The 25,410-nt window shown below is 44.0% G+C and carries 24 protein-coding genes; 11 read left to right on the top strand and 13 right to left on the bottom strand.

Translation table 11 applies throughout. The annotated features are described in order from the left end of the window. Nucleotides 1–114 precede the first annotated feature (114 nt). The 5 genes from AV939_RS13015 to AV939_RS13035 are packed head-to-tail and all read left to right on the top strand — an operon-like array spanning nt 115 to nt 4,523. Nucleotides 115–540: a nuclear transport factor 2 family protein gene (locus AV939_RS13015; protein ID WP_057790730.1), complete on the top strand. Its 426-nt coding sequence runs from the start codon at nt 115–117 to the stop codon at nt 538–540. Further along, complete coding sequence (locus AV939_RS13020) at nt 537–1,256, top strand: SDR family NAD(P)-dependent oxidoreductase (RefSeq protein WP_057790728.1); 720 nt, start codon at nt 537–539, stop codon at nt 1,254–1,256. Before AV939_RS13015 ends, AV939_RS13020 begins: the two co-directional genes overlap by 4 nt. Before the next feature lie 12 nt (nt 1,257–1,268). Next, complete coding sequence (locus AV939_RS13025) at nt 1,269–2,534, top strand: NAD(P)/FAD-dependent oxidoreductase (protein WP_057790725.1); 1,266 nt, start codon at nt 1,269–1,271, stop codon at nt 2,532–2,534. Further along, nucleotides 2,534–3,262 carry a DUF1365 domain-containing protein gene (locus tag AV939_RS13030; protein ID WP_057790723.1) on the top strand — a complete coding sequence of 243 codons (729 nt, stop codon included), beginning with the start codon at nt 2,534–2,536 and terminating at the stop codon, nt 3,260–3,262. The genes AV939_RS13025 and AV939_RS13030 overlap by 1 nt, the downstream gene beginning before the upstream one ends. A 7-nt stretch (nt 3,263–3,269) precedes the next feature. Further along, on the top strand, nt 3,270–4,523 hold the full coding sequence (locus AV939_RS13035; protein WP_057790721.1) for an SAM-dependent methyltransferase: 1,254 nt from the start codon (nt 3,270–3,272) through the stop codon (nt 4,521–4,523). Nucleotides 4,524–4,671: 148 nt separating this feature from the next. Here AV939_RS13035 and AV939_RS13040 read toward each other — a convergent pair whose 3' ends face one another. Together AV939_RS13040 and pomA are read right to left on the bottom strand one after the other, a co-directional pair. Then, nucleotides 4,672–5,601 carry a flagellar motor protein MotB gene (locus tag AV939_RS13040; protein ID WP_013783373.1) on the bottom strand — a complete coding sequence of 310 codons (930 nt, stop codon included), beginning with the start codon at nt 5,599–5,601 and terminating at the stop codon, nt 4,672–4,674. After that, nucleotides 5,601–6,365 (bottom strand): flagellar motor protein PomA, encoded by a 765-nt coding sequence (gene pomA, locus AV939_RS13045; protein ID WP_013783372.1) that lies wholly within the window; start codon nt 6,363–6,365, stop codon nt 5,601–5,603. The genes AV939_RS13040 and pomA overlap by 1 nt, the downstream gene beginning before the upstream one ends. A gap of 291 nt (nt 6,366–6,656) precedes the next feature. Between pomA and xseB the strand changes: the two genes are divergently transcribed. From xseB to dxs, 3 genes are read left to right on the top strand one after another with little or no spacing between them, the layout of a single operon-like run. Beyond that, a complete protein-coding gene (gene xseB / locus AV939_RS13050; protein WP_082605035.1) occupies nt 6,657–6,899 on the top strand; it encodes an exodeoxyribonuclease VII small subunit in 243 nt (80 codons plus the stop codon). A 28-nt stretch (nt 6,900–6,927) separates the two neighbouring features. Then, a complete protein-coding gene (ispA, locus tag AV939_RS13055) occupies nt 6,928–7,818 on the top strand; it encodes a (2E,6E)-farnesyl diphosphate synthase (protein ID WP_057790718.1) in 891 nt (296 codons plus the stop codon). A gap of 32 nt (nt 7,819–7,850) precedes the next feature. After that, nucleotides 7,851–9,728 carry a 1-deoxy-D-xylulose-5-phosphate synthase gene (gene dxs / locus AV939_RS13060; RefSeq protein WP_057790717.1) on the top strand — a complete coding sequence of 626 codons (1,878 nt, stop codon included), beginning with the start codon at nt 7,851–7,853 and terminating at the stop codon, nt 9,726–9,728. A 107-nt stretch (nt 9,729–9,835) separates the two neighbouring features. Here the strand turns inward: dxs and AV939_RS13065 are convergent, their stop codons facing one another. The 10 genes from AV939_RS13065 to lpxD form a co-directional block, all read right to left on the bottom strand. Further along, nucleotides 9,836–10,336: a phosphatidylglycerophosphatase A family protein gene (locus AV939_RS13065; RefSeq protein ID WP_057790715.1), complete on the bottom strand. Its 501-nt coding sequence runs from the start codon at nt 10,334–10,336 to the stop codon at nt 9,836–9,838. 18 nt (nt 10,337–10,354) lie between these two features. Continuing rightward, complete coding sequence (gene thiL, locus AV939_RS13070; RefSeq protein ID WP_057790713.1) at nt 10,355–11,320, bottom strand: thiamine-phosphate kinase; 966 nt, start codon at nt 11,318–11,320, stop codon at nt 10,355–10,357. Between the two features lie 46 nt (nt 11,321–11,366). Beyond that, a complete protein-coding gene (gene nusB / locus AV939_RS13075; protein WP_057790711.1) occupies nt 11,367–11,789 on the bottom strand; it encodes a transcription antitermination factor NusB in 423 nt (140 codons plus the stop codon). Nucleotides 11,790–11,802: 13 nt separating this feature from the next. Next, complete coding sequence (gene ribH / locus AV939_RS13080; protein WP_013783365.1) at nt 11,803–12,276, bottom strand: 6,7-dimethyl-8-ribityllumazine synthase; 474 nt, start codon at nt 12,274–12,276, stop codon at nt 11,803–11,805. Nucleotides 12,277–12,578: 302 nt separating this feature from the next. Next, nucleotides 12,579–13,679 carry a bifunctional 3,4-dihydroxy-2-butanone-4-phosphate synthase/GTP cyclohydrolase II gene (gene ribBA / locus AV939_RS13085; protein ID WP_057790709.1) on the bottom strand — a complete coding sequence of 367 codons (1,101 nt, stop codon included), beginning with the start codon at nt 13,677–13,679 and terminating at the stop codon, nt 12,579–12,581. Between the two features lie 22 nt (nt 13,680–13,701). After that, nucleotides 13,702–14,364: a riboflavin synthase gene (locus tag AV939_RS13090; protein ID WP_013783363.1), complete on the bottom strand. Its 663-nt coding sequence runs from the start codon at nt 14,362–14,364 to the stop codon at nt 13,702–13,704. A 7-nt stretch (nt 14,365–14,371) separates the two neighbouring features. Further along, nucleotides 14,372–15,472 carry a bifunctional diaminohydroxyphosphoribosylaminopyrimidine deaminase/5-amino-6-(5-phosphoribosylamino)uracil reductase RibD gene (ribD, locus tag AV939_RS13095; protein ID WP_057796035.1) on the bottom strand — a complete coding sequence of 367 codons (1,101 nt, stop codon included), beginning with the start codon at nt 15,470–15,472 and terminating at the stop codon, nt 14,372–14,374. 137 nt (nt 15,473–15,609) lie between these two features. Continuing rightward, entirely contained in the window at nt 15,610–16,059 is a 450-nt protein-coding gene (nrdR, locus tag AV939_RS13100) for a transcriptional regulator NrdR (RefSeq protein WP_013783361.1), read from the bottom strand. Nucleotides 16,060–16,142: 83 nt separating this feature from the next. Then, the gene (gene glyA / locus AV939_RS13105) at nt 16,143–17,399 is read right to left on the bottom strand and encodes a serine hydroxymethyltransferase (protein ID WP_057790708.1); all 1,257 of its coding nucleotides are present in this window, start codon (nt 17,397–17,399) and stop codon (nt 16,143–16,145) included. Nucleotides 17,400–17,534: 135 nt separating this feature from the next. Continuing rightward, a complete protein-coding gene (lpxD, locus tag AV939_RS13110; RefSeq protein WP_057790705.1) occupies nt 17,535–18,563 on the bottom strand; it encodes a UDP-3-O-(3-hydroxymyristoyl)glucosamine N-acyltransferase in 1,029 nt (342 codons plus the stop codon). A 212-nt stretch (nt 18,564–18,775) separates the two neighbouring features. Here lpxD and ettA point away from each other — a divergent pair, with 212 nt between their 5' ends. Next, on the top strand, nt 18,776–20,443 hold the full coding sequence (gene ettA, locus AV939_RS13115) for an energy-dependent translational throttle protein EttA (RefSeq protein WP_057790703.1): 1,668 nt from the start codon (nt 18,776–18,778) through the stop codon (nt 20,441–20,443). A 279-nt stretch (nt 20,444–20,722) separates the two neighbouring features. After that, the gene (locus AV939_RS13120; RefSeq protein WP_057790701.1) at nt 20,723–21,145 is read left to right on the top strand and encodes a PilZ domain-containing protein; all 423 of its coding nucleotides are present in this window, start codon (nt 20,723–20,725) and stop codon (nt 21,143–21,145) included. Here AV939_RS13120 and radA read toward each other — a convergent pair. Then, the gene (gene radA / locus AV939_RS13125) at nt 21,112–22,479 is read right to left on the bottom strand and encodes a DNA repair protein RadA (protein ID WP_057790699.1); all 1,368 of its coding nucleotides are present in this window, start codon (nt 22,477–22,479) and stop codon (nt 21,112–21,114) included. The genes AV939_RS13120 and radA overlap by 34 nt on opposite strands. Nucleotides 22,480–22,723: 244 nt before the next feature. On the opposite strand from radA, the gene AV939_RS13130 reads away from it, so the two are divergent. Next, nucleotides 22,724–25,282, top strand: coding sequence for a PilZ domain-containing protein (locus tag AV939_RS13130; RefSeq protein WP_057790697.1), 2,559 nt, complete (start codon nt 22,724–22,726; stop codon nt 25,280–25,282). The last annotated feature ends 128 nt before the right edge of the window (nt 25,283–25,410 follow it).

The following is a 25,410-nucleotide window of genomic DNA, read 5'->3' on the forward strand; positions in this document are numbered from 1 at the left end:
ATAGTACTTTCAAGTGGTACTCATAAACAAGCTTCCACGCAGTATTGGCATTAGTAACAACAAGTTATATAGCTGTTTTATATTTCTTTAAGTATTTTAAAAAGTGAAGAAGTGATGACTGTATTAGATAGATTTTCAACCATGTACGCCGATATATGCCAAATCACCCTTGATGATTTAGCAAACATTTATGCTTCCAATGTGACATTTGTTGATCCTATCACTACCCACCACGGCCTTGATGATGTTCAAAAGTATTTTGCAAACTTACTCGAACAAGCAGAACGATGTCAGTTTGATATATCAATGATAGCGCCAGTGAGTAGCAACAGCGTCACTCACATTGTTAACTGGACGATGAACCTCAAACTCAAGCAAAGCGATAAGTTAATTACCGTAGATGGGAATACCCAACTAACGGTAAAGGATGACATTATTGTTTATCACAAAGATTTTTATGATTTAGGGGAAATGGTTTACGAACACATTCCTTTGCTCGGGTTCTTTGTTAAGAAGATTAAAAAGAGGTTAGCGAAATGAAGACATTACTCATTACCGGTGCAACCTCTGGAATTGGCAAAGCGTTAGCACTTCATGCCGCAGATAATGGCTACGAGGTTATTGCTTGTGGCAGAAATCAAGATGTTTTAGATGAACTAGCGTCAAAGCCAAATATTAGGCCGCTTCAATTTGATGTGACTTCTCTTGAAGATGCGAAACAGGCGCTACGAAACGTGAAGTGCGACATTGCCATTTTAAATGCCGGCACCTGTGAATATGTCGATATTGATGAATTTGAGTCCGATATGTTTAGGCGAGTTTTCGAACCTAACTTTTTTGGAGTAGTTCACTGTGTTGAGGCACTCATTCCTTCTTTAAATAAAGGGGATAAGCTAGTCATCGTAGATAGTATGGCTCGCCTTCTCCCGTTTACCCGATCGCAAGCTTACGGGGCAAGTAAAGCAGCCCTTCACTATTTTACAAAAAGTTTAGAGGTAGATTTACACGACCGCGGTATAAAAGTTCAAGCGGTATCGCCAGGTTTTGTTGAAACCCCGCTGACCGACAAAAATGATTTTGATATGCCAATGAAAATTACGGCCACCGAAGCGGCGGAGTCTATGCTTAAAGGCATTGAAACCGACAAGCAAACCGTTTTTTTCCCCCGCATGTTTGGCTTTATACTGCGTTTTATGCATATTTTACCTGTAGGATTACAAAAGAAACTATCGCTATCGATGCGAGAAAAGCAGTAGAGCACAATAACAATGACAAAAAATGTAGCGATTATTGGGACAGGTATTTCAGGCCTGACTTGTGGGTATTTGTTAAATAAAACGGCTGATATAACAGTTTATGAGGCCAATGATTACATTGGCGGGCACACTGCCACAAAAAAGATTAACGATGATGGCATTGAACGACATATCGATACCGGCTTCATAGTATTTAATGATTGGACCTACCCTAGATTTATAAAGCTGATGAAACAGCTTGATGTAGCATATCAACCTACCGAGATGAGCTTTTCTGTTACCAGTAAAAAGGCCAATATTGAGTACAATGGCAATACGATAAATAGCCTCTTTGCACAGCGCCGGAATATACTGCGCCCGAGGTTTTGGCGTATTGTGCGCGATATTCTTAAATTCAACAAAGCCTGCAAGGCTTTTGTTGCCGAAAAGCGCGATACGTCTTCAATGACACTTCAAGATGTTATTAACGAGCTAAAGCTAAGCGATGACTTTGCTCGCTACTATATCTTGCCCATGTGCGCTGCCATCTGGTCTGCAAGCCTCGCTCAAACTAGGCAGTTCCCACTAACCTTCTTTCTGCAATTTTTCAACAACCATGGCTTATTGAATATAAGTGACAGGCCACAGTGGTACACCATTAAAGGCGGCTCTAGCACTTACATTCCCCCATTAACAGCCAGCTTTAAAGACAAAATAAAGCTATCGTGTGGTGTCACGAATGTTAAGAAAGTGGACGATATGTGGCAGGTTACTGACACATCTGGCGCCCAAGCTGAATTTGATGATGTTATTTTTGCCTGCCATAGCGACCAAGCGCTTGCCATGCTAGACACCCCTACCGAAGCTCAGCAAGCTGTGTTAGGTGCCATTGGCTTTGCTGAAAACGACGTTGTTATGCATAAAGATACAAACCAACTTCCAAAACGAAAGCTTGCATGGGCGAGTTGGAATTATCGATTAAAAGACGATGCTGGCGAAGAAGAAAGACCGGCCTCGGTGACTTATGACATGAATATTCTTCAGCGATTAGACGCTGCGAATACCTACTGCGTCACCCTTAATAACACGGATGAAATTGATAAAAGCGCGGTGTTGGGTAGATATGAATATGCGCACCCTCAATTCAGTGAAGTTATGGTGAATGCCCAACAGCGCCGAAACCAAATATGCGGTGTTGATAATCTGCATTTCTGTGGCGCCTACTGGTATAACGGCTTTCATGAAGACGGCGTACATAGCGCATTAGATGTATGCGAGCGATTTGGAGTTAACCTTTGATGGATAGTGCTATTTATGAAGGAAAGGTGTATCACGAGCGCTTTTCACCTACCCAACATAAGTTCGACTATCATATCTATTTGTTCTGGATAAAGTTAAGCGAAGTTGATGCCTTGCCAGCTGTACTTAAACACTTTTCGGTTGATGCTAAAGCAAGAGTGCGCTTTAAACGTGAAGACTACTTAGGTGATAGCAACACGCCATTAGACCAAAGCGTACTAGAAAAAATGAACAGTTTAAGTGAGGATACCTTAAGCGGTGATGTATACATGCTTGGGCAGCTTCGTATGTGGGGAATGTATTTCAGCCCTGTTAATTTTTATTACTTAAAGGGCAAAGACAATGCCTTTACCCATGTATTGGCAGAAGTCAGTAATACCCCTTGGAATGAGCGGCATTATTATTTGGTCGATTTAGCATTGCAAGCAGATACACCAAAAGCGTTTCATGTATCGCCGTTTAATCCAATGGACATGACGTACAAATGGCGAATAACGCAACCTAGCCAACGCCTCGCATTGGTGATGGACTGTGTTCGAGGCGACAAAGAATTCAGTGCAGGAATTAATTTAACACGGCTTTCATTAGATAATGCGAATCTAAGTCGGGTTATGAAACGTATACCTAGTATGACCATTAAAACAATGATTGGCATATATTGGCAGGCGTTAAAGTTACTCATAAAACGAACGCCACTTTATGACCACCCTAAGAAAAGTCAGGAATAATAACTACATGTCTTCCGGTGAATCTGTATTTAGTACCCCTTCAGAAGCGTCTCTTCTAGACAAGGTTTGTAGGCGCGCATTTTTAAAGTGTTTAGAGAAACTTCCACATGGCTCACTTACCATTATGGAAAATGGTAGCACGATTGCCTCATTGGGTAACCCCAACGACGATTTGCACGCAACTATTAACTTCAAAGACGTAAAAGCGTATCGCCAGCTATTGTTGGGCGGCAGCGTGGGAGCGGGCGAAGCCTATATGGATGGCCTGTGGGAAAGCGATAATGTTACGGCAGTGGTGCAAATTTTTGCGCGTAATCTATCGACCCTTGATGCATGGGAGAATAAGTTTAAATGGATTTCCATGCCTATTTTGAAAATTCAGCACTTTGCCCGCCGCAACACACAAGATCAAGCCAAGAAAAATATTGAAGCCCATTACGATTTAGGTAATAAGCTTTACACTCGCTTTCTTGATAACACCATGATGTATTCATCGGCAATTTATCCTGACGTTAATGCCAGTTTGGAAGAGGCACAAAATCACAAACTTAAAACAATTTGTGACAAGCTTCAGTTAACCGAAAGTGACCATCTTTTAGAAATTGGTACTGGTTGGGGTGGTTTGGCGGTGTATGCTGCCAAGCATTATGGTTGTAATGTGACCACCACAACTATCTCTGAAGAGCAATATGCTTGGGCAGAGCAGTGGATTGAGCGCGCACAGGTGTCTGACAAAGTCACTTTGCTGAAAAGAGACTATCGCCTGTTAGAAGGTAAATACGACAAGCTGGTTTCAATAGAAATGATTGAAGCTGTAGGAAAAGATTACTTAGGTAACTTTTTTGAGAAGTGTTCATCGTTGTTGAAAGACGATGGGCTAATGTTGCTACAATCCATCACCATTGATGATAGACGTTACGAAAGTTACGCCAGCAGTGTGGACTTCATTCAAAAATACATCTTCCCGGGTGGATTTTTGCCCTCACAATATCAGTTAAACGCGCATTTAAAGCGCTATAGCGACATGATGATTAGAGATTTACATGATATCGGCTTAGATTACGCCCAAACACTAAATCATTGGTACGAGGCTTTTATTAGCGCCAAAGAAGCGTTACTAAACGACGGTTACGATGAACGTTTCATGCGGATGTGGATTTACTATTTAAAATACTGCGAAGGCGGTTTTCTAGAAAGAACCATTAGCACTGTGCAATTAGTAATATCTAAGCCACATCACAGAGAGGCACTCCAACGCTAGTTGCATGTGCAAACAACGCTAGTTGCATGTGCAAACAACGCTAGTTGAATGTTTAAGGCTCCGTTAGTTGGAAGTGTGAGACGATTTCAAAATAAAAGGGCGAATCATCTGATTCGCCCTTTTTGATTTTGCGTTCTGCTTACAATCTTTATTCATCAACCACGGAAATAGGTTGAGAGGTCATAGGTTTACCTTGATTAATATTGATCTCTACCCGTCTATTTCGCGCTCTATCAGCCGGCGTTGTAGCATCTTCTACCATGGGGTCGGTATCGGCCTTCCCTACTACCGACATTCTGCTTTCATCGAACCCTGGGGCTGTTCGCATAGCTTCGGCTACGGCTACCGCACGCTGAGACGATAAATCCCAGTTGGAACGATATAGCTCGTTAGCAATGTGTTGTCCGTCACTATGCCCTGATATTTCTATTTCCCCTGGCACATCAGCTAACAGCACCCCAATTTTGCGTAAGATAGGCTGGAACTGAGGTTGTAGAAATGCAGAACCGGCTGAAAACGAACCGTTCTCTCTAATGCGAATAGTCAGTTGCTGACCTAAAGACTCTAATTCTACTGCGCCATCGAGAATTTGCTTTTGTAACTGCTGCGCCACTTTTTTCATTAACTCAGCAGTTTGAGTTTGATCTGAACTTTGCGACTCAGAGGAAGACTGATCGGTAGCCGTTTGCTGCGACTGACCACCGCGCTGCTCACCTCTTTGCTTCTGCCTACCGCCTGAAGAGTCTTCATCACCCGCTTGAAACTCTAGCATCTGCTGAGTCATTTCAATGGTTTGTTGCTGAATAGTGTCGATAGGCGACGGGTCTGGACGACCAGGTCTAAATTCCATCGCAATAACACTGGTGCCTTTAGGGATGTCTTTCACTTCAATTTTGTTTTGTACACCAAAAGCAAACTTCATAGAGCCCGCTATTTGCTTAAACTTCAGAACATCCATTTCTGAAAATGAGAGCAGCAGTACAAAAAAGCACATGAGCAACGACATTAAATCCGCGAAGGTCCCCATCCATGCAGGAAGCCCCTCGGGAGGACATTTTGGGCACTCTTCTTCAGCCATTATTCGTCCTCAGCGCCCGTACCGCGTTTACTTGCCGCTAAATAGTTTTTCAATATGCCTTCGATAACACGCGGGTTTTGCCCATCAGCAATACCCACAATGCCATCGAGTACTAGCATTTGGTTAAGCTTTTCTTCTTGTGCGCGGTTACCGAGTTTTACTGCCATGGGTAGGCAGATAATGTTGGCAAGGAATGCACCATACAAGGTAGTTAATAGTGCTACCGCCATCGCTGGTCCAATCGATTTAGGATCATCCATGTTAGAAAGCATGGCCACCAGACCAATCAGGGTTCCAATCATTCCCATTGCTGGTGCAATATCACCCATACCTTTAAATATGGTGGCACCAAACTCGTGTCGCTCGGTAGTCATCGAAATATCTTTCGCTAAGGTTTCTCTGACCACTTCTATGTCGTGACCATCAACCAACATGTCTACACCTTTTTGCATAAACGGATTGTCAATTTCAGCTTCTTCCAATGCAAGAAATCCGCCTTTACGTGCTGCATCTGCCATCTCAACAATTTTTTCAATTAAGTCTTCAGGCGTATCAATTTTGAACATGAATGCTTTGCCTGCAATTTTACCTGCACCAAAGAACTGCCCTAAAGTGTATTGGGATAAAATAACGAAAAGGGTGCCACCAAATACAATCAAGATAGATGGTACGTTGATGAACATGGCAATACTGCCACCCATAACCATGGCCATTACTACAAAGCCGATGGCGCCCAACATACCTATGACGGTTGCTAAATCCACTCACTCTTCCTCATTTTTTGCAGACGCTGCATAACTATTACTCGTATTCTATCGGCATTGTATAGAATTTCTATAACAAGATTATCGCAAATTGCCTTAATTATTGTATACATAATGACGTTAGTCGAACTTTAGGCGGCAGTTTTAATACTGAGGCTTAGTTCACAACGCGTTGTCATAGATAGCTGCAATAGGGCATATATTGACAAACCATTTGACCCATTGGCTACCCTCAGTTAATGTGCGCGTAATCCCAAGAAACGCCTAAAATTGAGTGCTATGGTGGCGAAAGTGACGAAAAAAACAGATTCTCCCTCGTTTGAGGAAACCCTTACCGAATTAGATGCCATCGTTAATGAGATGGAAAACGGTGAGTTACCATTAAACGTTGCACTTGAAAAATTCGAGCGAGGCATTGCCCTTTCTCGTGAAGGCCAGAAGTCGTTAGAGCAAGCCGAGCAAAAAGTTAAAATTTTGCTTAATGAGCAAGGCGAAAGCGCATTACACCCTCTTCCTGAAGACGAGCAACCTTAAACCTCGTGTCGCAACAAACAGGTACGTTATGAATTTCACTGCATTGCATCAGCAAGTTAAGCAGCAGACCGATGCGTCGTTAAATACGCTTATTGATGACCTTCCACACGACGCACCGCGGCTTAAAGAAGCAATGCGCCATGCGTTATTGGTGGGGGGTAAACGCATGCGACCTTTACTGGTTCAAGTTATCGGCAACATCCTTGATGTGCCCAAAGGCGATCAAATGGCTATTAGTATGGCCATTGAGTGCGTGCATGCTTATTCGCTGGTACATGATGACTTGCCAGCCATGGACGACGACGATTTGCGTCGCGGCCAGCCAACTTGTCATATTGCATTTGATGAAGCCACCGCAATATTAGCCGGTGATGCATTGCAAGCCCTTGCTTTTAGCACATTAGCCGATGCGCCATTAAGTGATTTCGCAACCAATAAACGTGGTGAATTACTTTCTTTGCTAGCCCGCGCCGCAGGCTATCGCGGCATGTGTGGCGGGCAAGCTATCGATTTAGCCAGCACGGGTGAAGAAATAAGCCTTGAGCAGCTCAAGCGGCTGCACAATTTGAAAACCGGCGCCTTGCTTCGTGCATGTGTTGAAATGGTATCTATTGTTTCTCCAGAACTTGATAGTGACAGTAAAGCAAACTTATTGGCCTACGCAGATGATATTGGTCTTGCATTTCAAGTCCAAGATGACATTCTTGACGTAGAAGGTAATAGTGAGCAATTAGGAAAGCCTGCAGGCTCTGACATTGCTTTGGGTAAGAATACCTTTCCTGCCAAACTTGGCATAGAAGGCGCAAAACGAGAACTTGATAAGCTGCATCAGAATGCCCTTCAAGCCTTGGCTCGTTTACCCTACAATACAGACAGTTTAATTGCGTTTAGCGAACTATTGGTAAAACGAGACCATTAGTTCTGCAACCATGTTGAAAAAGATAATAAATAATGAGTTTAGACCTCCAACATTACCCCACGCTTGCTATTGCGCAAACGCCGGATAAGTTAAGACAGTTACCGCAAGAGAAATTGCGAGAGTTGTCAGATGAATTACGAGAATATTTACTAAATAGTGTTAGCCAAACCAGTGGACACTTTGCGTCTGGCTTAGGCACGGTAGAGCTTACTGTGGCTTTGCATTACATTTATAACACGCCTATCGACAGATTAATTTGGGATGTGGGTCATCAAGCCTACCCCCACAAAATTCTTACAGGCCGTGCCACACAAATGTCGACTATTCGACAAAAAGATGGATTGCACCCCTTCCCTTGGCCACCTGAGAGCGACTACGACACTTTTGCTGTCGGCCACTCGTCGACGTCCATCAGTGCTGCACTTGGTATGGCTGTTGCCGCCGAGCAAGAAGGTAAAAATCGTAAAGTGGTTGCCGTAATTGGCGATGGCGCGATTACCGCAGGTATGGCATTTGAAGCGATGAACCATGCTGGTGACATCAATAAAGATATGGTTGTGGTGTTGAACGACAACGAAATGTCTATCTCTGAAAACGTAGGTGCGCTTAATAGTCACCTAGCCCGCTTATTGACGGGTAATGTCTTCAACTCTATTCGCGATGGTTCTAAAAAGCTATTAAGTAATGTGCCACCTATCAAAGAATTTGCTAGTCGCGCAGAAGAGCATCTTAAAGGCATGGTAGTACCGGGCACTATTTTTGAAGAGCTCGGCTTTAATTACATTGGCCCTATTGATGGCCATGATGTAGATGCCGTTGTAGATACATTGCGTAATATGCGCAAATTCAAAGGCCCACAACTACTTCACGTGGTAACTAAAAAAGGTAAAGGCTACGCCCTTGCTGAGAAAGACCCGATTAAATTCCACGCAGTGCCTAAATTTAACCCTGCGGATAACGCATTGCCTAAAGCGAAGCCATCTGCACCTACTTTTTCTGCCATTTTTGGCGATTGGTTATGCGATATGGCAGCGCAAGATCCTAAATTGATGGCGGTTACCCCCGCTATGCGTGAAGGCTCTGGCATGGTCGCGTTTTCGCAGCAATACCCAGAACAGTATTTTGATGTCGCTATTGCTGAGCAGCATGCGGTTACCTTTGCTGCGGGCCTAGCGCGCGATGGATGTAACCCGGTAGTTGCCATCTACTCAACCTTTTTACAGCGTGCGTACGATCAGCTTATTCACGATGTGGCGTTGCAAGACTTGCCGGTTTTATTTGCTGTTGACCGTGCCGGTATTGTAGGCGCTGATGGCCCTACTCACCAAGGTGCTTTTGATATTGCCTTTTTGCGCTGTATACCGAATATGATAGTGATGGCGCCGTCTGATGAAAATGAATGCAGACAAATGCTTTATACTGGCCATAAAGCGCAAAAACCTGCTGCGGTACGCTACCCCCGTGGCTCTGGAATGGGTATTACCCCTGACGCTGCGATGACCGAGTTGCCAATTGGCAAATCGAAGGTTAGCCGTGCTATTACCGGCAAGCCAGCGAAAAAAGCAGCAATATTGAATTTTGGAACCCTTTTACCTAATGCATTAGCGGCTGGAGAAGCTATTGATGCAACGGTTATTGATATGCGCTTTGTGAAGCCACTGGATGGCCAGGCTATTGAGAAAGCAGCAGCAGAACACGATATGCTTATTACTTTAGAAGATGGGTGTATAGCCGGTGGTGCAGGCTCTGGTGTGCTTGAGTACTTACAACAACAAGGCATTATGAAACCCGTTCGTACGTTGGGGCTCCCAGACAGCTTTATTTTGCAAGGTACGCAGCAAGAAATGTACAAAGAGCATGGGCTGGATGCCGAAGGCATTACCGCTACGCTTAAAAGCTTACTAAGCTAGCGGTTGGTTTTTTAACTAGCTTTTAAAAACAAAAAGCCCGCAGTAGCGGGCTTTTTAGTATGTTCAATTTTTTGCGTATTATCGAACGAACTTAGGTTAGCCCGATTTTAAAACAAGGTTGTAAATGCTGGCCACACTATCATCATGATATGTAAACATGCGCAAGCCATAGCGCCTGCCACTATATCATCCAGCATAATGCCTGTACCGCCGTGTAAGCGCTTATCGATAGGCCCTATTGGCCAAGGTTTTAAAATATCGAATACGCGAAACAGCACAAACCCTGCTAGTAATGATGGCGCTGTAATAGGTACGAATAAGAAGGTAACAAACATACCTGCCACTTCGTCCCACACAATAGAGCCGTGATCGTGCACCTGCATATCATCAGCGGTTTTTCCGCACAGATAAATGCCAAAAATTGATGCAAAAACAGTGAAAGCGATAAATACCAACACTGGCATATTCGCTGACAATATTAATAATGGAAGTGCAGCTGCTGAGCCAAACGTACCTGGCATAAACGGAATAAGGCCGCTACCGAAACCCAACGCTAAAAAGTGCACTGGATTCTTCATGCTAATTCTAGCGCGATATTCTTTTTGCATAAGATGCTCTGTTAGCTTCTAGAAAGTATGCTCGTAACCACTTTCATTGGTTGGTGCGAACGGCTGATTATCTTTTAACAAGGAAAGCTGACCAACTTGGCCAGTTAACTGACCAATACAAGTTGCTTTTACGCTACTACTGCCCATCGAGGTTTCAAAGTTGCCTCGCTGCTCTTCACCTACTGTAAAGATAAGCTCATAGTCGTCGCCTGCTGACAGTGCGTATTCGATAGCCTGGGCATTATCGACTGCGCTGGTCAACGCCCTAGATAAAGGAAGTTTATCCACGTGTACATTTGCACCGCAGCCTGAAGCTTTCAGTATATGGCCTAAATCAGAAATTAAGCCGTCAGACACATCAATACATGATGAAGCAATACGACGAAGTGCCGTTCCCATTGCTACCCGAGGTGTAGGGTAATAATGGCGATTAATAAGCACATCTCGCGCTTCGCCAGCTACCGATAGCTTATTCTGAAGAATATCTAAGCCAGCACCAGCATCACCTAATGTGCCTGTAACGTAAACCCAATCACCGGGTTTTGCATTACTACGAGTCAGTTCAGAACCTGGTGGAATGAACCCTTGCGCCGTAATGGTCATAGCCATCGGGCCTTTAACGGTATCGCCACCAATTAACTGTACAGAATAATACTGCGTAAGCTCGTACAAACCATCTACGAACTCGCTAAGCCATTCATCATTCACTGTTGGCAATGACAGCGATAAGCTGATCCACGCTGGTTCGGCGCCCATGGCGGCTAAATCGCTTAAATTCACGGCTACCGTTTTATACGCAACTGATTTTGCAGGCGCATCATCTAAAAAGTGCACACCGGCTACTAAGGTGTCTGTAGTAACGGCGAGTTGTTGGTTACTAGGAACGTTAGTTACGGCACAATCATCACCAATACCAATAACAACGTCTTTACGAGTATGGCCGCCATCAGAGAAGTAGCGGCCGATAAGATCAAATTCTTTCACGATAGTCTATTAAACCCTTTGTGACATCCAATGCCACTGGACAAGGTTAATCGCGTTCGTCTTTACGCAACGAGCGAACCGCTTTATCAAGCGCACCATTAACAAATTTATGACTTTCTTCGGCCCCGAAAGACTTCGCAAGTTCAATCGCTTCATTAATAATTACGCGATAAGGCACATCCTTACGCTCTGTAAGTTCCAGTGTCGCTATACGTAAAATAGCCTTTTCGATTGCATCTAGTTCTTCAGGCAAACGGCCCAGATACGGCTTAATAGTCGTATCTAAGTGGCTAGCGCTATGCGCCACACCGCGAAGCAGTGCCTGAAAATAAGCCATATCAACTTTCTTCATATCGTTACTGGTCGCAAGCGCCAGTTCAATTTGTTGAATATCGTTATGACTCATTTGCCATGAATAGATGCCTTGAAGGGCAAGTTCACGGGCTTTACGACGAGCTGAAACTTTCACTTAATTTTTTACCTTAAAGCTTTTCAACAGCATCGATAACGTTAACCATTTCAAGCGCACCTAAGGCAGCTTCTGCGCCTTTGTTGCCTGCTTTGGTTCCAGAACGTTCGATAGCTTGTTCAATAGAATCTGTAGTGATAACGCCAAAAGATACCGGTACACCATATTCTAGCGATACTTGCGCTAGGCCTTTGTTACATTCGCCTGCAACAAAGTCAAAATGAGGTGTGCCGCCACGAATTACCGCACCGAGTGCAATAATGGCATCAAAAGATTTTTTCTCAGCAAGTTTCTTAGCAACAATCGGTAACTCATAAGCACCTGGAACACGTACCACTGTGATATCGTCTTCGTTCACTTCGCCGTGACGGTCTAGTGTGTCTAATGCGCCTTCCAATAAGCTCTCAACAACAAAGCTATTAAAGCGTGCAACAACAATAGCAATCTTCTTACCGGTCGCTCTGATATTACCTTCAACTACTTGCATGATTTCATTCCTCGAGAAAAACGGCGCGAAGTATACCACAACTACGCCCAAACTAAATCGATTGTTTTTGTTACTGGCTGACAAGTCCGTTAGCCCGAATAACAAACGGCAAGGTGGGGATAGGGCTCCGTAAACACGCGGTAAATACTTCCCTGTACGCTCCGCCACCGCATCCATGCGGTGGAGGGTTTACTGCGCCCTTTCCCCACCTTTCCTATAAATTACTTACGTAAATTGCATTAGCTTGTGGTAATGACTTTTCGTGAACAGAGCCTTACCAAGAGCTTCTGATTTACCACCACTTAGTCGTGTACGTACTCAACCACTTCTAGGCCATAGCCTGAAAGAGCATGGTATTTAATAGGTTTGCTTAGTAAGCGCATTTTTTGAACGCCGATAGAAGCTAAAATTTGGCTACCAACACCAATAGTGCGCGACGAGCCCTGCCAATCAGCACCGGTTGGACGCTCGCCTCTGTCTTCAGCAGCAAAGCGGCGAACCTGTTGTTCAATTTGTTCATCTTTACCAAGCAATACCAGAACACCGCCTTCATCAGCAATTTTTTGCATACCTTCAGATAAAGTAAGGGAACGATGAATACCACGAGTTGAGCCCAACAAATCACTGAAGGTGTTATGCAGATGCACGCGAACCAATGTCGGGTTTTCAGCTGTCACTTCCCCTTTTTTCAAAGCAAAGTGTAGCTGGTTATCAATACTGTCTTTAAAAGTATGAAGCTCGAAATCACCATACTCTGTAGGTAGGTTGCACTGAGCAACTTTTTCAATAGTGGTTTCGTTTAAGTTTCTGTACTCGATTAAATCGGCAATGGTGCCAATTTTAAGGTCGTGTTTTTCGGCGAATTTCTCAAGTTCCGGACGACGTGCCATTGAGCCATCTTCATTTAAGATTTCAACGATAACACCGGCCGGCTCCAATCCTGCTAAGCGCGGTAAATCGACACCCGCTTCAGTATGCCCTGCACGGTTTAATACACCGCCTTCTTTCGCAATTAGCGGAAAAATATGACCTGGCTGGACTATATCAGTAGCTTTCGCTTCTTTAGCAACGGCAGCTTTAATAGTAACCGCCCGATCTGCTGCTGAAATACCGGTAGTAACACCTGTTGCCGCTTCAATCGATACGGTGAAGTTAGTAGAAAACTGTGCTTCGTTTTTATCCACCATTAACGGCAGATTAAGGCGTCTACAGCGTGCTTCGGTCATAGGTAGACAAACTAAACCTCTGGCATGCGTAACCATAAAGTTTATGGCTTCTGGCGTCACATGCTCTGCTGCCATAATAAGATCGCCTTCATTTTCGCGATCTTCATCATCCATCAAGATAACCATTTTACCTTGGCGAATGTCTTCAATAATTTCTTTCGAGGTGTTAAATGCCATAGTTTTTATACTTCTTGTAGGGTTACTTTCTCAAAAATCCGTTCTCAGCCAAAAACGCCATATCAATGTCTTTTGATATAGGTGATGCTGCTTTATCACCCATCATTAAGCGTTCAAGGTAACGTGCTATTACATCTACTTCTAAATTTACCGCGGTGCCCACTTCGTAATGTCCCATTACGGTTTCTTTCAACGTGTGAGGAATTATCCATAGCATAAACTCAGCACCGTTGACTTCATTTACCGTAAGGCTCACGCCATCAACAGTAATGCTGCCCTTATGAGCAATGTACTTGGCTAAAGATGTAGGTGCTTTTACCCAAAATTCAACATAGTCGGTGTGTTTTATAATTTTACTGATCTCGCCCACGCCATCGACGTGACCCGAAACAATGTGCCCGCCCAGTCTGTCAGTGGGTCGCATCGCCTTTTCAAGGTTCACCGTAGAACCCGTGCCGTAATGGGCAAAGCCGGTGAGCTTTATGGTTTCAGCAGACACATCAGCGCAATAATAATCGCTACCCATATCAGTCACGGTAAGGCATACCCCGTTGGTAGCGATACTGTCGCCAAGCGCAACATCGGCCATATCCAGTGTAGTTGATGAAACCGTTAACCGTATGTCACTACCACGGTTATCGAGTTTAGTAATCTTGCCTAAAGCTTGAATAATTCCAGTAAACATAATGTTCCTATAAGGCTATTGAGGGCTGCTGAGGCGTGTTGAGACTGTAACGAAGCTTAATATCGTTACCTATTTGTCGACTTTCAATCAGCGACAATTCAATAGCTTGATTCAATTCGGTAAAGGTGGGTAAAGATACCATACTCACCCCTTTGTCTCCCAACAGCTTAGGAGCTTGATAACATATGAGTTCGTCTACTTCACCGGCCATCATCAAAGCACCAGCTAAACCTGGCCCTGCTTCTACCCACACTTCATTAAACTGCATGTCGCCTAACTGCAGCATAAGTTTACTGATATCCACTTTACCGTTCATCGCATCAACCGTTAGGTGTTGGCGATTATCCGTATCGGCGTTATGTTGGGTAGATGCCACAAAGGTGGGATGACCATCGTTCATGCACGTATAGTCCCTTGAGAGATCGTCGGCACTATTTACTATTACTCGCACTGGCTGGCGAATAGCCTCCAACGGGTAATGCGCAAACTTAGCTTCGCCTGCTCTCACTAATAGACTCGGGTTATCGGCTTTCACCGTCCCCGAACCTGTTAACACTGCGCAGCTTTGTGCACGGTAATGTTGTACATCTCTTCTGGCTTCTGACCCGGTTATCCATTGGCTGTTACCATTTTGAAGCGCAATTTTTCCATCCACACTTATGCCTAATTTCACTCGAACATAAGGTTTACCTGTTAGCATACGCTTGATAAAACCTGGGTTCAAAGCGGCAGATTCTGCCGACATAATATCGGATGACACCTCAATGCCCGCATCTTGTAACATGCGAATACCATTACCGCTGACATTGGGGTTCGGATCAGTCATGGCAATGACCACTCGCGAGACTTGTGCTTTTATCAGTGCTTCTGCGCAGGGGGGCGTTCGTCCGTAATGACTACAAGGCTCTAGTGTCACATAAGCTGTAGCGCCCTTTGCGCTTTTCCCAGCTTCACGAAGGGCATGAATTTCGGCATGCGGTGTACCGGCTTGAATATGTACACCTTGACCAATAGATTCATTGTTATTATTAACAATGACACAGCCAACACGGGGATTAGGAGAAGTAGTAAATTGCCCTTTTTGCGCCAGTCGAATGGCTTTGGCCATCCAATAATAGTCAATTTCAACCGCCCTACTAGGCAATTCATTGATTGAACGACTACTGTGTTTTTTGCCTAAGTCGGTGTTTGAGCCGCTATTTACATGCGCATGGGTAGTATTAATTGACACTGCATATCCCGTGGTTAATCCCCTAGTCTGGCTATTTCCTCACCAAACTCTCGGATATCTTCAAAGGAACGATAAACAGAGGCAAACCGAACATAAGCGACCTTATCTAGCTCTTTGAGCGCTTTCATAATAAGGTTGCCTAGCAGTTCACTCCCCACTTCTCGTTCGCCAGTTGCCCGAAGCTCTGACTTAAGCGACAAGATACACTGTTCAACTTTTTCTGTACTCACTGGGCGTTTTTCTAGCGCGCGCTGTAAGCCTGCACGAAGCTTATCTTCGTTGAAAGGCTCTCGCGAGCCATCACGTTTGATAACACGTGGCATCACAAGTTCTGCACTTTCGAAGGTAGTAAAACGTTCGTGACACATTGCGCATTCACGACGTCTGCGCACCTGATGCCCCTCTGCCACTAGGCGAGAGTCAATCACTTTTGTTTCTTGTGCTGAACAAAAGGGGCAAAACATGAGCGATCCTTAACTTACTTTTTACTACGCGTTAGCCTTTGATTTAAAAGACTAACGCGCGGTAACTTTCTTATCTAGGTTGCTTACGCGTAAACAGGGAACTGTTCACAAAGGGCAACCACTTCACTTTTAACACGGTCGATAACGCTGTCATCACCCATGTTATCTAGCACATCACAAATCCATGTAGCAACCTGTTTGGCTTGTTCTTCTTTAAAGCCACGACGAGTAATCGCTGGGCTACCGATACGCAATCCGCTGGTAACAAACGGTGAGCGAGGATCGTTAGGAACCGAGTTTTTGTTAACCGTAATGTTAGCAGAACCAAGAGCAGCATCAGCCTCTTTACCCGTAATATCTTTATCGATAAGGTCTAGTAAGAACAAATGGTTTTCAGTGCCATTAGATACAATTTTGTATCCGCGCTCTTGCATTACCGCCACCATGGCTTTTGCGTTCGCAACAACCTGTGTTTGATATTCTTTAAAGTCTGGCTGAAGTGCTTCTTTAAACGCTACTGCTTTTGCTGCAATAACATGGCACAAAGGACCACCTTGGTTGCCAGGGAATACTGAGCTTTGAAGCTTTTTATAAATGGCTTCGTCACCACATGCTGACAAAATTAGTCCGCTACGTGGGCCCGCTAGGGTTTTATGCGTGGTGGTTGTCACTACGTGTGCGTGTGGCAGTGGGTTAGGATAAACACCCGCCGCAATCAAACCGGCAACGTGCGCCATATCAACTAACAGGAAAGCACCTACGCTGTCGGCAATTTCACGGAATTTTGCCCAATCAACAACACCTGAATAAGCTGAGAAACCACCAATAATCATTTTCGGTTTGTGTTCTTCTGCTAACGCAGCAACTTGTTCGTAATCGATTTCGCCAGTTTCGTGGTTCAAACCATACTGAACAGCATTGTAGGTTTTGCCCGAAAAGTTAACGTGAGAACCATGCGTTAAATGACCACCTTCAGAAAGGCTCATACCAAGTACAGTATCGCCAGCATCAAGCAATGCCATAAATACGGCAGAGTTAGCTTGTGAACCTGAGTGAGGCTGTACGTTAGCGTAATCGGCACCGAAAAGTTCTTTGGCACGATCGATAGCCAGTTGCTCTACCACGTCTACGTGCTCACAACCGCCGTAATAACGCTTACCAGGATAGCCTTCAGCGTACTTATTAGTAAGCTGAGAACCCTGCGCTTCCATAACACGTGGACTACAGTAGTTTTCAGAGGCGATAAGTTCGATATGCTGTTCCTGACGGACAACTTCTTTTGCCATTGCATCGGCTAATTCTGGGTCAAAGTCAGCGATATTCATTTCGCGAGGTAACATGAGGGCTCCTTAACGGCATTGATTGATGGCTTGTTCGTGGCATATTCTAGTCATTTTCAAGGGCTTGTATACCGCTTTATGACCAATTTAATTTAAATGGCGCAGGTTTAACGTAACGCCTGCGCTCCATTGAGATCAGACCTGTTTTTCTAGCGCCTTAACGCGGTCAAATAAACTGCCTATTTTTTGCAGTCTTATGGTATTTCGCTTCCATTCTCGGTTAGACGTGGCCGGCTGACCTGAAGAATAAACTCCTGGCTCGGTGATATCTTGGACAATCATGGAGTAACCGGTAACTTGTACTTTATCGCAAATACTAATGTGGCCATTAATGCCCACGCCGCCGCCAATAATTACGTGCTTACCGATATGACAGCTGCCCGCAATACCAGTGGCGCCGCATATACAAGAATGATCGCCAATAATACAGTTATGACCCACTTGCACTTGGTTGTCGATTATCACGTTGGTGCCTAAAACAGTGTCTTCCATGGCACCACGGTCGATGCTGCTACTTGCGCCAATTTGACTGTCATCACCAATGCGAACAGAGCCGGTTTGTGGGATAGGAAGCCATACACCTTTATCGTTTGCGTAGCCAAAGCCTGCTGCTCCAATGACCGTTTGGCTATGAACCGTAACCCGCTTACCTATTATCACGTCATGATAAATGGTTACGTTTGGGTGAATAACACTGCCTTCACCAATGCGTGTACCTTTGCGAATAACTGTATTGGCACCAATAGTTACGCGGTCACCAAGTATGACGTTATCTTCAATAATCACATTGTGACCTAACGACACATCACTACCAATATTGGCCGACGATGCAATCACAGCGGTTTCGGCAATACCGCTTGCAACGACTGGCGTGGTGTCGAAAAGCTGTGCGATGCGTGCGAACGCTGCGTGAGGGTTGTCTACCACAAGCGCTGGGCACGGTGCCGTGTCTTTTAAACTGCTGTGAAGAATAACCGCACCGGCAGAGGTATCGCTTAACTGTGATTTATATTTCGGATTAGTAAGAAATGAGATTTGATGGCTGGCAGCGCCTGCCAGCGTTCCTACCGCAGAGATAACGACACAGCCGTCTCCCTCTACAACACCGCCTACATGGCTGGCAAGTTCCGATAGGCTGTAAGGACGTTTGTTCATTGTAGTCATACAGTGAATACCTATTTTTTCATTAAAGCGTATGCTAGCGAAGTTTACCTTAATTTGTTAAAGGTGACCGCCGTATTATTCGTACTTTTCGCCTTCTTTTTACTTCAATTGAACAAAATACCATCAAGCATGAGGTTGTATGGCGGTTCGCACTGGCACAGACTATCCTGTTACGAGTACAATGATGCTTTATTTTCTGGCAAGGACACAGCATGGCTCAATACGTTTATAGTATGCATCGCGTGGGTAAAATTGTTCCACCGAACCGTCAAATTCTTAAAAATATCTCTCTTAGTTTTTTCCCCGGCGCAAAAATTGGCGTATTGGGTTTAAACGGTTCTGGTAAATCTACCTTACTACGCATCATGGCTGGGTTAGACACCGAGATTGAAGGTGAAGCACGCCCTCAACCAGGCCTTAAAATAGGCTACCTGCCTCAGGAGCCACAACTAGACGAATCGAAAGATGTTCGCGGAAACGTGGAAGAAGCGTTAGCCGATGTTAAACACGCACTAACCCGTCTAGATGAAGTTTATGCCGCTTACGCAGAAGCTGATGCCGACTTCGACGCCCTTGCAAAAGAACAAGGCGAACTTGAAGCGATTATTCAGTCGAAAGACGGGCATAACTTAGAGAATACCTTAAACCGTGCTGCTGAAGCCCTTCGTCTTCCTGCATGGGATGCAGACGTTAGCAAGTTATCAGGTGGTGAGCGCCGCCGTGTTGCTTTATGCCGTTTGTTACTCGAAAAGCCAGAAATGCTACTTCTTGATGAACCCACCAACCACTTGGATGCTGAATCTGTTGCTTGGTTAGAACGTTTCCTTCACGATTATGAAGGCACGGTAGTGGCCATTACCCATGATAGATACTTCCTTGATAATGTTGCAGGCTGGATATTAGAACTCGACCGTGGTGAAGGTATTCCATGGGAAGGTAACTATTCTTCTTGGTTGGAACAAAAAGACCAACGTTTACAGCAAGAAGAGCGCAGTGAAAATGCCCGTCAAAAGAGTATTAGACAAGAACTCGAGTGGGTTCGCTCTAATCCAAAAGGCCGCCATGCAAAAAGCAAAGCGCGTATGGCTCGTTTTGAAGAAATGTCCACGGGTGATTACCAAAAACGTAACGAAACTAACGAACTCTTCATTCCGCCTGGTGAACGTTTAGGTGACAAGGTTATAGAAGTTGAACATCTTAATAAGTCTTATGGTGAACGTGTACTTATTGACGACTTGTCGTTTAAAGTTCCTAAAGGGGCAATTGTAGGGATTGTCGGGCCAAACGGTGCGGGTAAATCTACCCTATTTAGAATGCTTACCGGCGCAGAGCAACCTGATTCAGGCGATATTAGCTTGGGTGACTCTGTGAAAATTGCTAGCGTAGAGCAGTTTCGCGATCATATGAATGAAAACACCACGGTATTTAAAGAAATTTCAGAAGAACAAGATATTATTCGTATTGGTAACTTCGAAATTAATAGCCGCGCATATTGCAGCCGCTTTAACTTTAAAGGCAACGATCAGCAGAAGTTTATTAAAGACTTGTCTGGTGGTGAACGAAACCGTGTGCATTTAGCCAAGCTGTTAAAAGCTGGCGGCAACGTGTTGCTACTCGATGAACCAACCAATGACTTGGATGTTGAAACCTTACGAGCACTTGAGAATGCCTTATTGGAATTCCCAGGCTGCGCCATGGTTATTTCCCATGATAGATGGTTCTTAGATAGGGTTGCCACACACATCATGGATTACCGCGACGAAGGTAACATTAACTTCTTTGAAGGTAACTACTCTGACTACGAAACTTGGCTTAAGGCTGAATTCGGGCAAGATGCGGTGGAACCTCACAGACTAAAATACAAGCGCATAGCCAAATAGTTTGTCTGAAAGCCGTTGATGTAAAGCGATTATTGGCCGCAGTTATTGGTAGCCGTTATGAAAAGAAACCTGCATAAAAACGCGCACACGAACATAGTATTATAAGTACTGTTATAAGCACTAAAATTGGTTTTCTACATAATATAAAACGGGCTTATATAAGCCCGTTTTTTTATGTCGTGCTGGCTAGCTTTATACCACTACACTTATTGCTAGTTGCCTTGTGTACTAACATCACTAATACTGAGTGAATCAAAGATTTTCTAGCTTGAGGAATTTATGTCGGACAAACGCTTATTTACACGTATTCCATTGGCCGTAAAAGGAACACTTGCTCATCATGATAAGCACATTGATGTCATTATTATTGACGTCTCGCTTCAAGGCGTAAAATTAAGCGCAAACGAAGATGCACTTAACGAATTACCTTTCGATAGTCACGATCCTTATACCGCCACATTTAGAGCCAATGAAGACAGCCCCGTTATCACCTTGCATATTGAGCAACTGTATCGGCAGAATGATAGCCGCAAAGATTCAGTATCTTTAGGCTGCAAAGTATCTCAAATGGACGTAGACAGCATAAGCGCACTGAGGCGCTTAATACTGCTAAATAGTCAAGATGCTGACTTAAATGAAAAGGAATTAAACGCACTGATTGAAGCGGTTTATTCTAATGCGTCTAACGCATCGCTGAGCTGAGATACTGGAATAACTTTCATACCATTTACAGCCTGCTTTGGCGCATTTGCCTTTGGCACAATCGCACGTTTGAAACCATGTTTAGCGGCTTCAATAATGCGCTCGGTGCCATTAGGAACAGGCCTAATTTCTCCGGCTAGCCCAACTTCTCCAAACACAATTAAATCTTTGGGTAGAGAGCGATTTCGAAAACTCGATACCATTGCTAGCAGTAACGCCAAGTCAGCGCTGGTTTCACTTACCTTCACACCACCAACCACATTTACAAAGACGTCTTGGTCGTTCATTTGTACATTACCGTGACGATGCAATACCGCTAACAACATCGACAATCGATTTTGATCTAGCCCCACCGCAATTCGCCGAGGGTTAGACATTTGTGAGTAGTCCACCAAAGCCTGTATTTCTACCAACAGCGGCCGCGTGCCTTCCCAAATTACCATTACGCTCGACCCAGGCGTTTCATTTTCGCCTCGGCTTAAGAAAATCGCCGAAGGGTTATTTACCTCTTTTAGGCCTTTTTCTGTCATCGCAAAAACGCCTAATTCATTTACAGCGCCAAAACGGTTTTTATGGCTGCGTAACGTACGGTAACGACCATCACTTTCCCCTTCTAGCATCATTGAACTGTCAATACAGTGCTCTAACACTTTCGGGCCAGCTAAGTTTCCGTCTTTGGTTACATGACCTACAAGAAACATTGAGATGTGGTGTTGTTTTGCAAAGCGGGTTAGATAAGCTGCACTTTCTCTAACTTGAGATACACTGCCCGGTGCAGATTGCACATCGGCCACATGCATTACTTGAATAGAGTCGATAACCATGATTTTTGGTTTTTTGGTTAACGCCAGTTCGCAAATAGTTTCTACACTGGTTTCTGCCAACATCATTAGCTTATCATCAGGTAGATTTAAGCGTTTTGCTCGCATCGCCACTTGCTGAAGCGACTCTTCCCCTGTTACGTATAAAGCGGTTTCGGTTTGTGCCATTTGACACATAACCTGAAGTAACAATGTACTTTTACCTGCCCCTGGCGAGCCGCCAATTAACATAGCAGCACCTGGCACTATTCCACCGCCCAATACTCTATCGAGCTCTTTAAACCCTGCGCTAAATCGGGGTAGAGATTCCAAATCAATCGCATTGAGCATTTCTATTTTAGCGGCAGTTTGCCCAGCATAACCTGACAAAGTTGGTTTTGAATTGGTTTTGGCGCTACTGACTACAAACTCGCTAATGGTGTTCCAAGCTTTGCATTCAGAACACTGCCCCTGCCAGCGTGGAAATTCAGCCCCACAATCTGAGCATACATAAGCCGTTTTTCGTTTTGCCATATTCCAGTTTTATCCCAGCGTGAAAAGGAGTATTCTATCTTATAAAGGACATCAAGGTACATTCAGCCAGGTCCAACCCAAGTTAACCCAACCCCACTTGGTAGCCCATCTAACAGTTATAGTAGGTTTTAACCCGGTGGTTGTTCGTGCGTCAAACTGCAAAATACTGTTTATTAATGGGTTTAGCATTAGTGCCGATAATAATAATGTCTATAATAATAGAAAGTAACTAAGTTGTGCATACATGAGCCAAGATTTACAGCAATACGCTGACATAATTGAGCAATTGAAACCTCTGGTGAACGAGCCTGAATTTAATAAGGTTCTGTTACAAATTGGCGGTGATATTCCCAAGGAGAAACGCTTTCTATTAAAAATGGAAGTGAAACGCCTTGCGAAGCCTTGTATGCGATCAATAGATTTACGTGGCCAAGTAGACGGTAAATGCAAAAGCTATTTGCATGATGGCAGAACCCATTACATGGATGAAATTGCTGTCGATAAATTCGAAGAGCAAATTAGAATATTTGGTGGGTATACATTCGGTGTTTACGAAGCCGTTCAAAATACTGAAAATAATTACCGTATTATTCGTGAGAAAGCAGAAGAAGCTCGAGACACAGGTTCAACATCAAATACACCTCGCAAAAAAGGCTCTGCTATTTTAGAGCAGTTTAAAGTGCCAACGGTAAACTTACTAGATTATCAACAACGCAATACAGAACGTATGAACTTTGCTGTTGCGGTTGAGCTATTTAACGAAAGTAATCATTCGATTAAAGGCTTAAGCGTTGATGTATCGCTAGAAGGCCTGCAAGTCAAACTCTCCAAAGAAACACTGTTTAAACAAAATGAGCTATTACAAGTCTACTTCCGTGGGCTTGAAGGCGAGTTCGCCATGGATAAGAAAAATGGCATTGCTTATCGCCTTGTGAAAACTATTCGCAAAAAAGATGTTATTTATTTAGCCCTACAGCGTGCGACAGAGCGCCCAGCACCCAGCTTCGATAAATTTCTAGAAAGCTTTATTCACGGCAACAAACGCCGTTATAAAGTGAACATGAACAACACTATTGAAGCGATAACCAGTAAAACGTGTGAACAGTACTTTTCGCCACGAAGCCCAACACTACCTATTTATGTCGATTTAATTGAAGAGCGTCTTATTCCACGCTTTGCAATGGTTAACGAAGTTAATCGCGAAACGGTGAGCTACTGGCAAGATGAAGAAGATGAATGTCGCTTAGGTTTTCTGCTGTCTCAAAATAGATTGAACACCTTGCACGCTAAGCCTGCGCACCGTCGCGAGATATTTGTGTTCAGCTTTACCCACTTACAAAATGACAAAGTCTTTTTTTACTCGGCCTCTTACGAGCAGCTTGTTGAAAAAGACATGTTAAAACAGGTTTTCTTAGGCTTTGGTTCTAAAAAGGTTAGCTGGCGAGTATTTAAACTTACCTTGACCGACATGTTGCCCGAGCAAGCTCATACCCCCTTGTCTATTCCAGACTCTGTGGGTTCGAAAATAAAGCGTCAAAATACACCGCCTTCGCCTCGAGTGATGTCGAAGTTGAAAAACCTAAAATACTTGCTTCATGTTACTGACGTAACCTCTATATATGGGCAGCAGGCGTATAACGAATTACAGTTCAACCGCGACAACCTTTCTCATCTTCGCGTTTTTGGTCATCCAAGAAATCAGAAGACCCCAAACATAGAGTTATTCCGATTCAAATATGAAGATCAACGTTTAGAATCTCGCTACCGTTTGCGCTCTCAAATAGAGCTTAGGTTATCTCATGACGACAGCGTACACGTTGGCGTAAGTGAAGATATCTCGGTACATGGATTGGGACTGCGTGTTGAGTTAAATAAAGAGTACGACGGTGAGCTAGAAGGGCAAGTTGAAGTATCCTTCCCTCGCCTTCAGCAGATTACGCAAAATTTTGACGTAATGCATTTGCAGTATTCGGTAATTTACCACAACGCTGAGAAAAACATTCTTCATTTAAAAGCCATGAACGGTGAAGCAGGTAAAAGTGCAAGGGCGTTCTTTGAAGAATTGATTAAAAAGAACAAACACAGCTTAGAAGAAGACTCTGGTGAAGAAGAATTGCCGGGTATGGGTCAGGCTCTTCGCTGTATCAATGCTCGTAATGCTACATCTCTATCCTTCTTGATGAGTAAGGAAGGGGTTAGGTATACACCGCAAGCGGGTATTATTGGAAAACAAGATGAACGAGTTTCAACGCTAGTTACCTATCTAACAGAAAAGCGTCAGGTAAACTTAGAATTTCTATTTAGAGACAGAAAGCTAGATACGCCTTTCATGCAAAGCGGTATCAAGCAGGTGAAGCTGGAAAATATGCCCTTGCGCCAAGAGCTTTTGATCTCTTTTGATGCCAAGCAAAAAGACCCTCGCATGGCCATTATTCCGCGGTATTCCCACCGGTTTGAAAACAATGAGCAGCGCAAGACCTTTATTACTGAAGCGTTAAACAGAGGGCAATTTATTGCTATTCACGTGATGCTTACCACTACAGGCAAACCAGATTTATCTATGTTACAAACAGAGATAAATTACGTTAGCGTGTATGCTATTCACCGGGCAAAGGAACTTGAAAATAAGCTTTGGAGCTTAGCTGCCTGTTCACACTTAATTGATGTCACTGATGAAGTATTGATTAGATATGAATTCGATGACGACACGATTTCCGCTAACCGAGACACCAAAGCGAAAATAGAAGAGCGCTCTCAGTCCGGTATTCAAGCCTTATTACAAGACCAAGCGTTTGCCAAATAAAGACAAGCTTTGAAGACTCTCGTATCACCTTCAGAGCTTGTACTCGCTATATATTCAGCGCTTCTTACTCTACGCCGCTAATACCCTCGAAAATATCTAACGACTAAAAGTAAGTATCGACCAAAGCG

This window comes from Alteromonas sp. Mac1, assembly GCF_001562125.1.
Taxonomy (GTDB): Bacteria; Pseudomonadota; Gammaproteobacteria; order Enterobacterales; family Alteromonadaceae; genus Alteromonas; species Alteromonas stellipolaris.

What these genes read in the sequence shown, in the direction of transcription:
- AV939_RS13030 (WP_057790723.1), top strand. Translation starts at nt 2,534, where the DNA reads ATGGATAGTGCTATTTATGAAGGAAAGGTGTATCACGAGCGCTTTTCA.
- AV939_RS13120 (WP_057790701.1), top strand. Translation starts at nt 20,723, where the DNA reads ATGTCGGACAAACGCTTATTTACACGTATTCCATTGGCCGTAAAAGGA.
- ispA (WP_057790718.1), top strand. Translation starts at nt 6,928, where the DNA reads ATGAATTTCACTGCATTGCATCAGCAAGTTAAGCAGCAGACCGATGCG.
- AV939_RS13090 (WP_013783363.1), bottom strand. Translation starts at nt 14,364, where the DNA reads ATGTTTACTGGAATTATTCAAGCTTTAGGCAAGATTACTAAACTCGAT.
- AV939_RS13065 (WP_057790715.1), bottom strand. Translation starts at nt 10,336, where the DNA reads ATGCAAAAAGAATATCGCGCTAGAATTAGCATGAAGAATCCAGTGCAC.
- radA (WP_057790699.1), bottom strand. Translation starts at nt 22,479, where the DNA reads ATGGCAAAACGAAAAACGGCTTATGTATGCTCAGATTGTGGGGCTGAA.
- AV939_RS13020 (WP_057790728.1), top strand. Translation starts at nt 537, where the DNA reads ATGAAGACATTACTCATTACCGGTGCAACCTCTGGAATTGGCAAAGCG.
- lpxD (WP_057790705.1), bottom strand. Translation starts at nt 18,563, where the DNA reads ATGACTACAATGAACAAACGTCCTTACAGCCTATCGGAACTTGCCAGC.
- AV939_RS13130 (WP_057790697.1), top strand. Translation starts at nt 22,724, where the DNA reads ATGAGCCAAGATTTACAGCAATACGCTGACATAATTGAGCAATTGAAA.
- AV939_RS13025 (WP_057790725.1), top strand. Translation starts at nt 1,269, where the DNA reads ATGACAAAAAATGTAGCGATTATTGGGACAGGTATTTCAGGCCTGACT.
- ribD (WP_057796035.1), bottom strand. Translation starts at nt 15,472, where the DNA reads ATGGCCAAAGCCATTCGACTGGCGCAAAAAGGGCAATTTACTACTTCT.
- nrdR (WP_013783361.1), bottom strand. Translation starts at nt 16,059, where the DNA reads ATGTTTTGCCCCTTTTGTTCAGCACAAGAAACAAAAGTGATTGACTCT.
- AV939_RS13035 (WP_057790721.1), top strand. Translation starts at nt 3,270, where the DNA reads ATGTCTTCCGGTGAATCTGTATTTAGTACCCCTTCAGAAGCGTCTCTT.
- glyA (WP_057790708.1), bottom strand. Translation starts at nt 17,399, where the DNA reads ATGTTACCTCGCGAAATGAATATCGCTGACTTTGACCCAGAATTAGCC.
- ettA (WP_057790703.1), top strand. Translation starts at nt 18,776, where the DNA reads ATGGCTCAATACGTTTATAGTATGCATCGCGTGGGTAAAATTGTTCCA.
- AV939_RS13040 (WP_013783373.1), bottom strand. Translation starts at nt 5,601, where the DNA reads ATGGCTGAAGAAGAGTGCCCAAAATGTCCTCCCGAGGGGCTTCCTGCA.
- dxs (WP_057790717.1), top strand. Translation starts at nt 7,851, where the DNA reads ATGAGTTTAGACCTCCAACATTACCCCACGCTTGCTATTGCGCAAACG.
- ribH (WP_013783365.1), bottom strand. Translation starts at nt 12,276, where the DNA reads ATGCAAGTAGTTGAAGGTAATATCAGAGCGACCGGTAAGAAGATTGCT.
- ribBA (WP_057790709.1), bottom strand. Translation starts at nt 13,679, where the DNA reads ATGGCATTTAACACCTCGAAAGAAATTATTGAAGACATTCGCCAAGGT.
- AV939_RS13015 (WP_057790730.1), top strand. Translation starts at nt 115, where the DNA reads ATGACTGTATTAGATAGATTTTCAACCATGTACGCCGATATATGCCAA.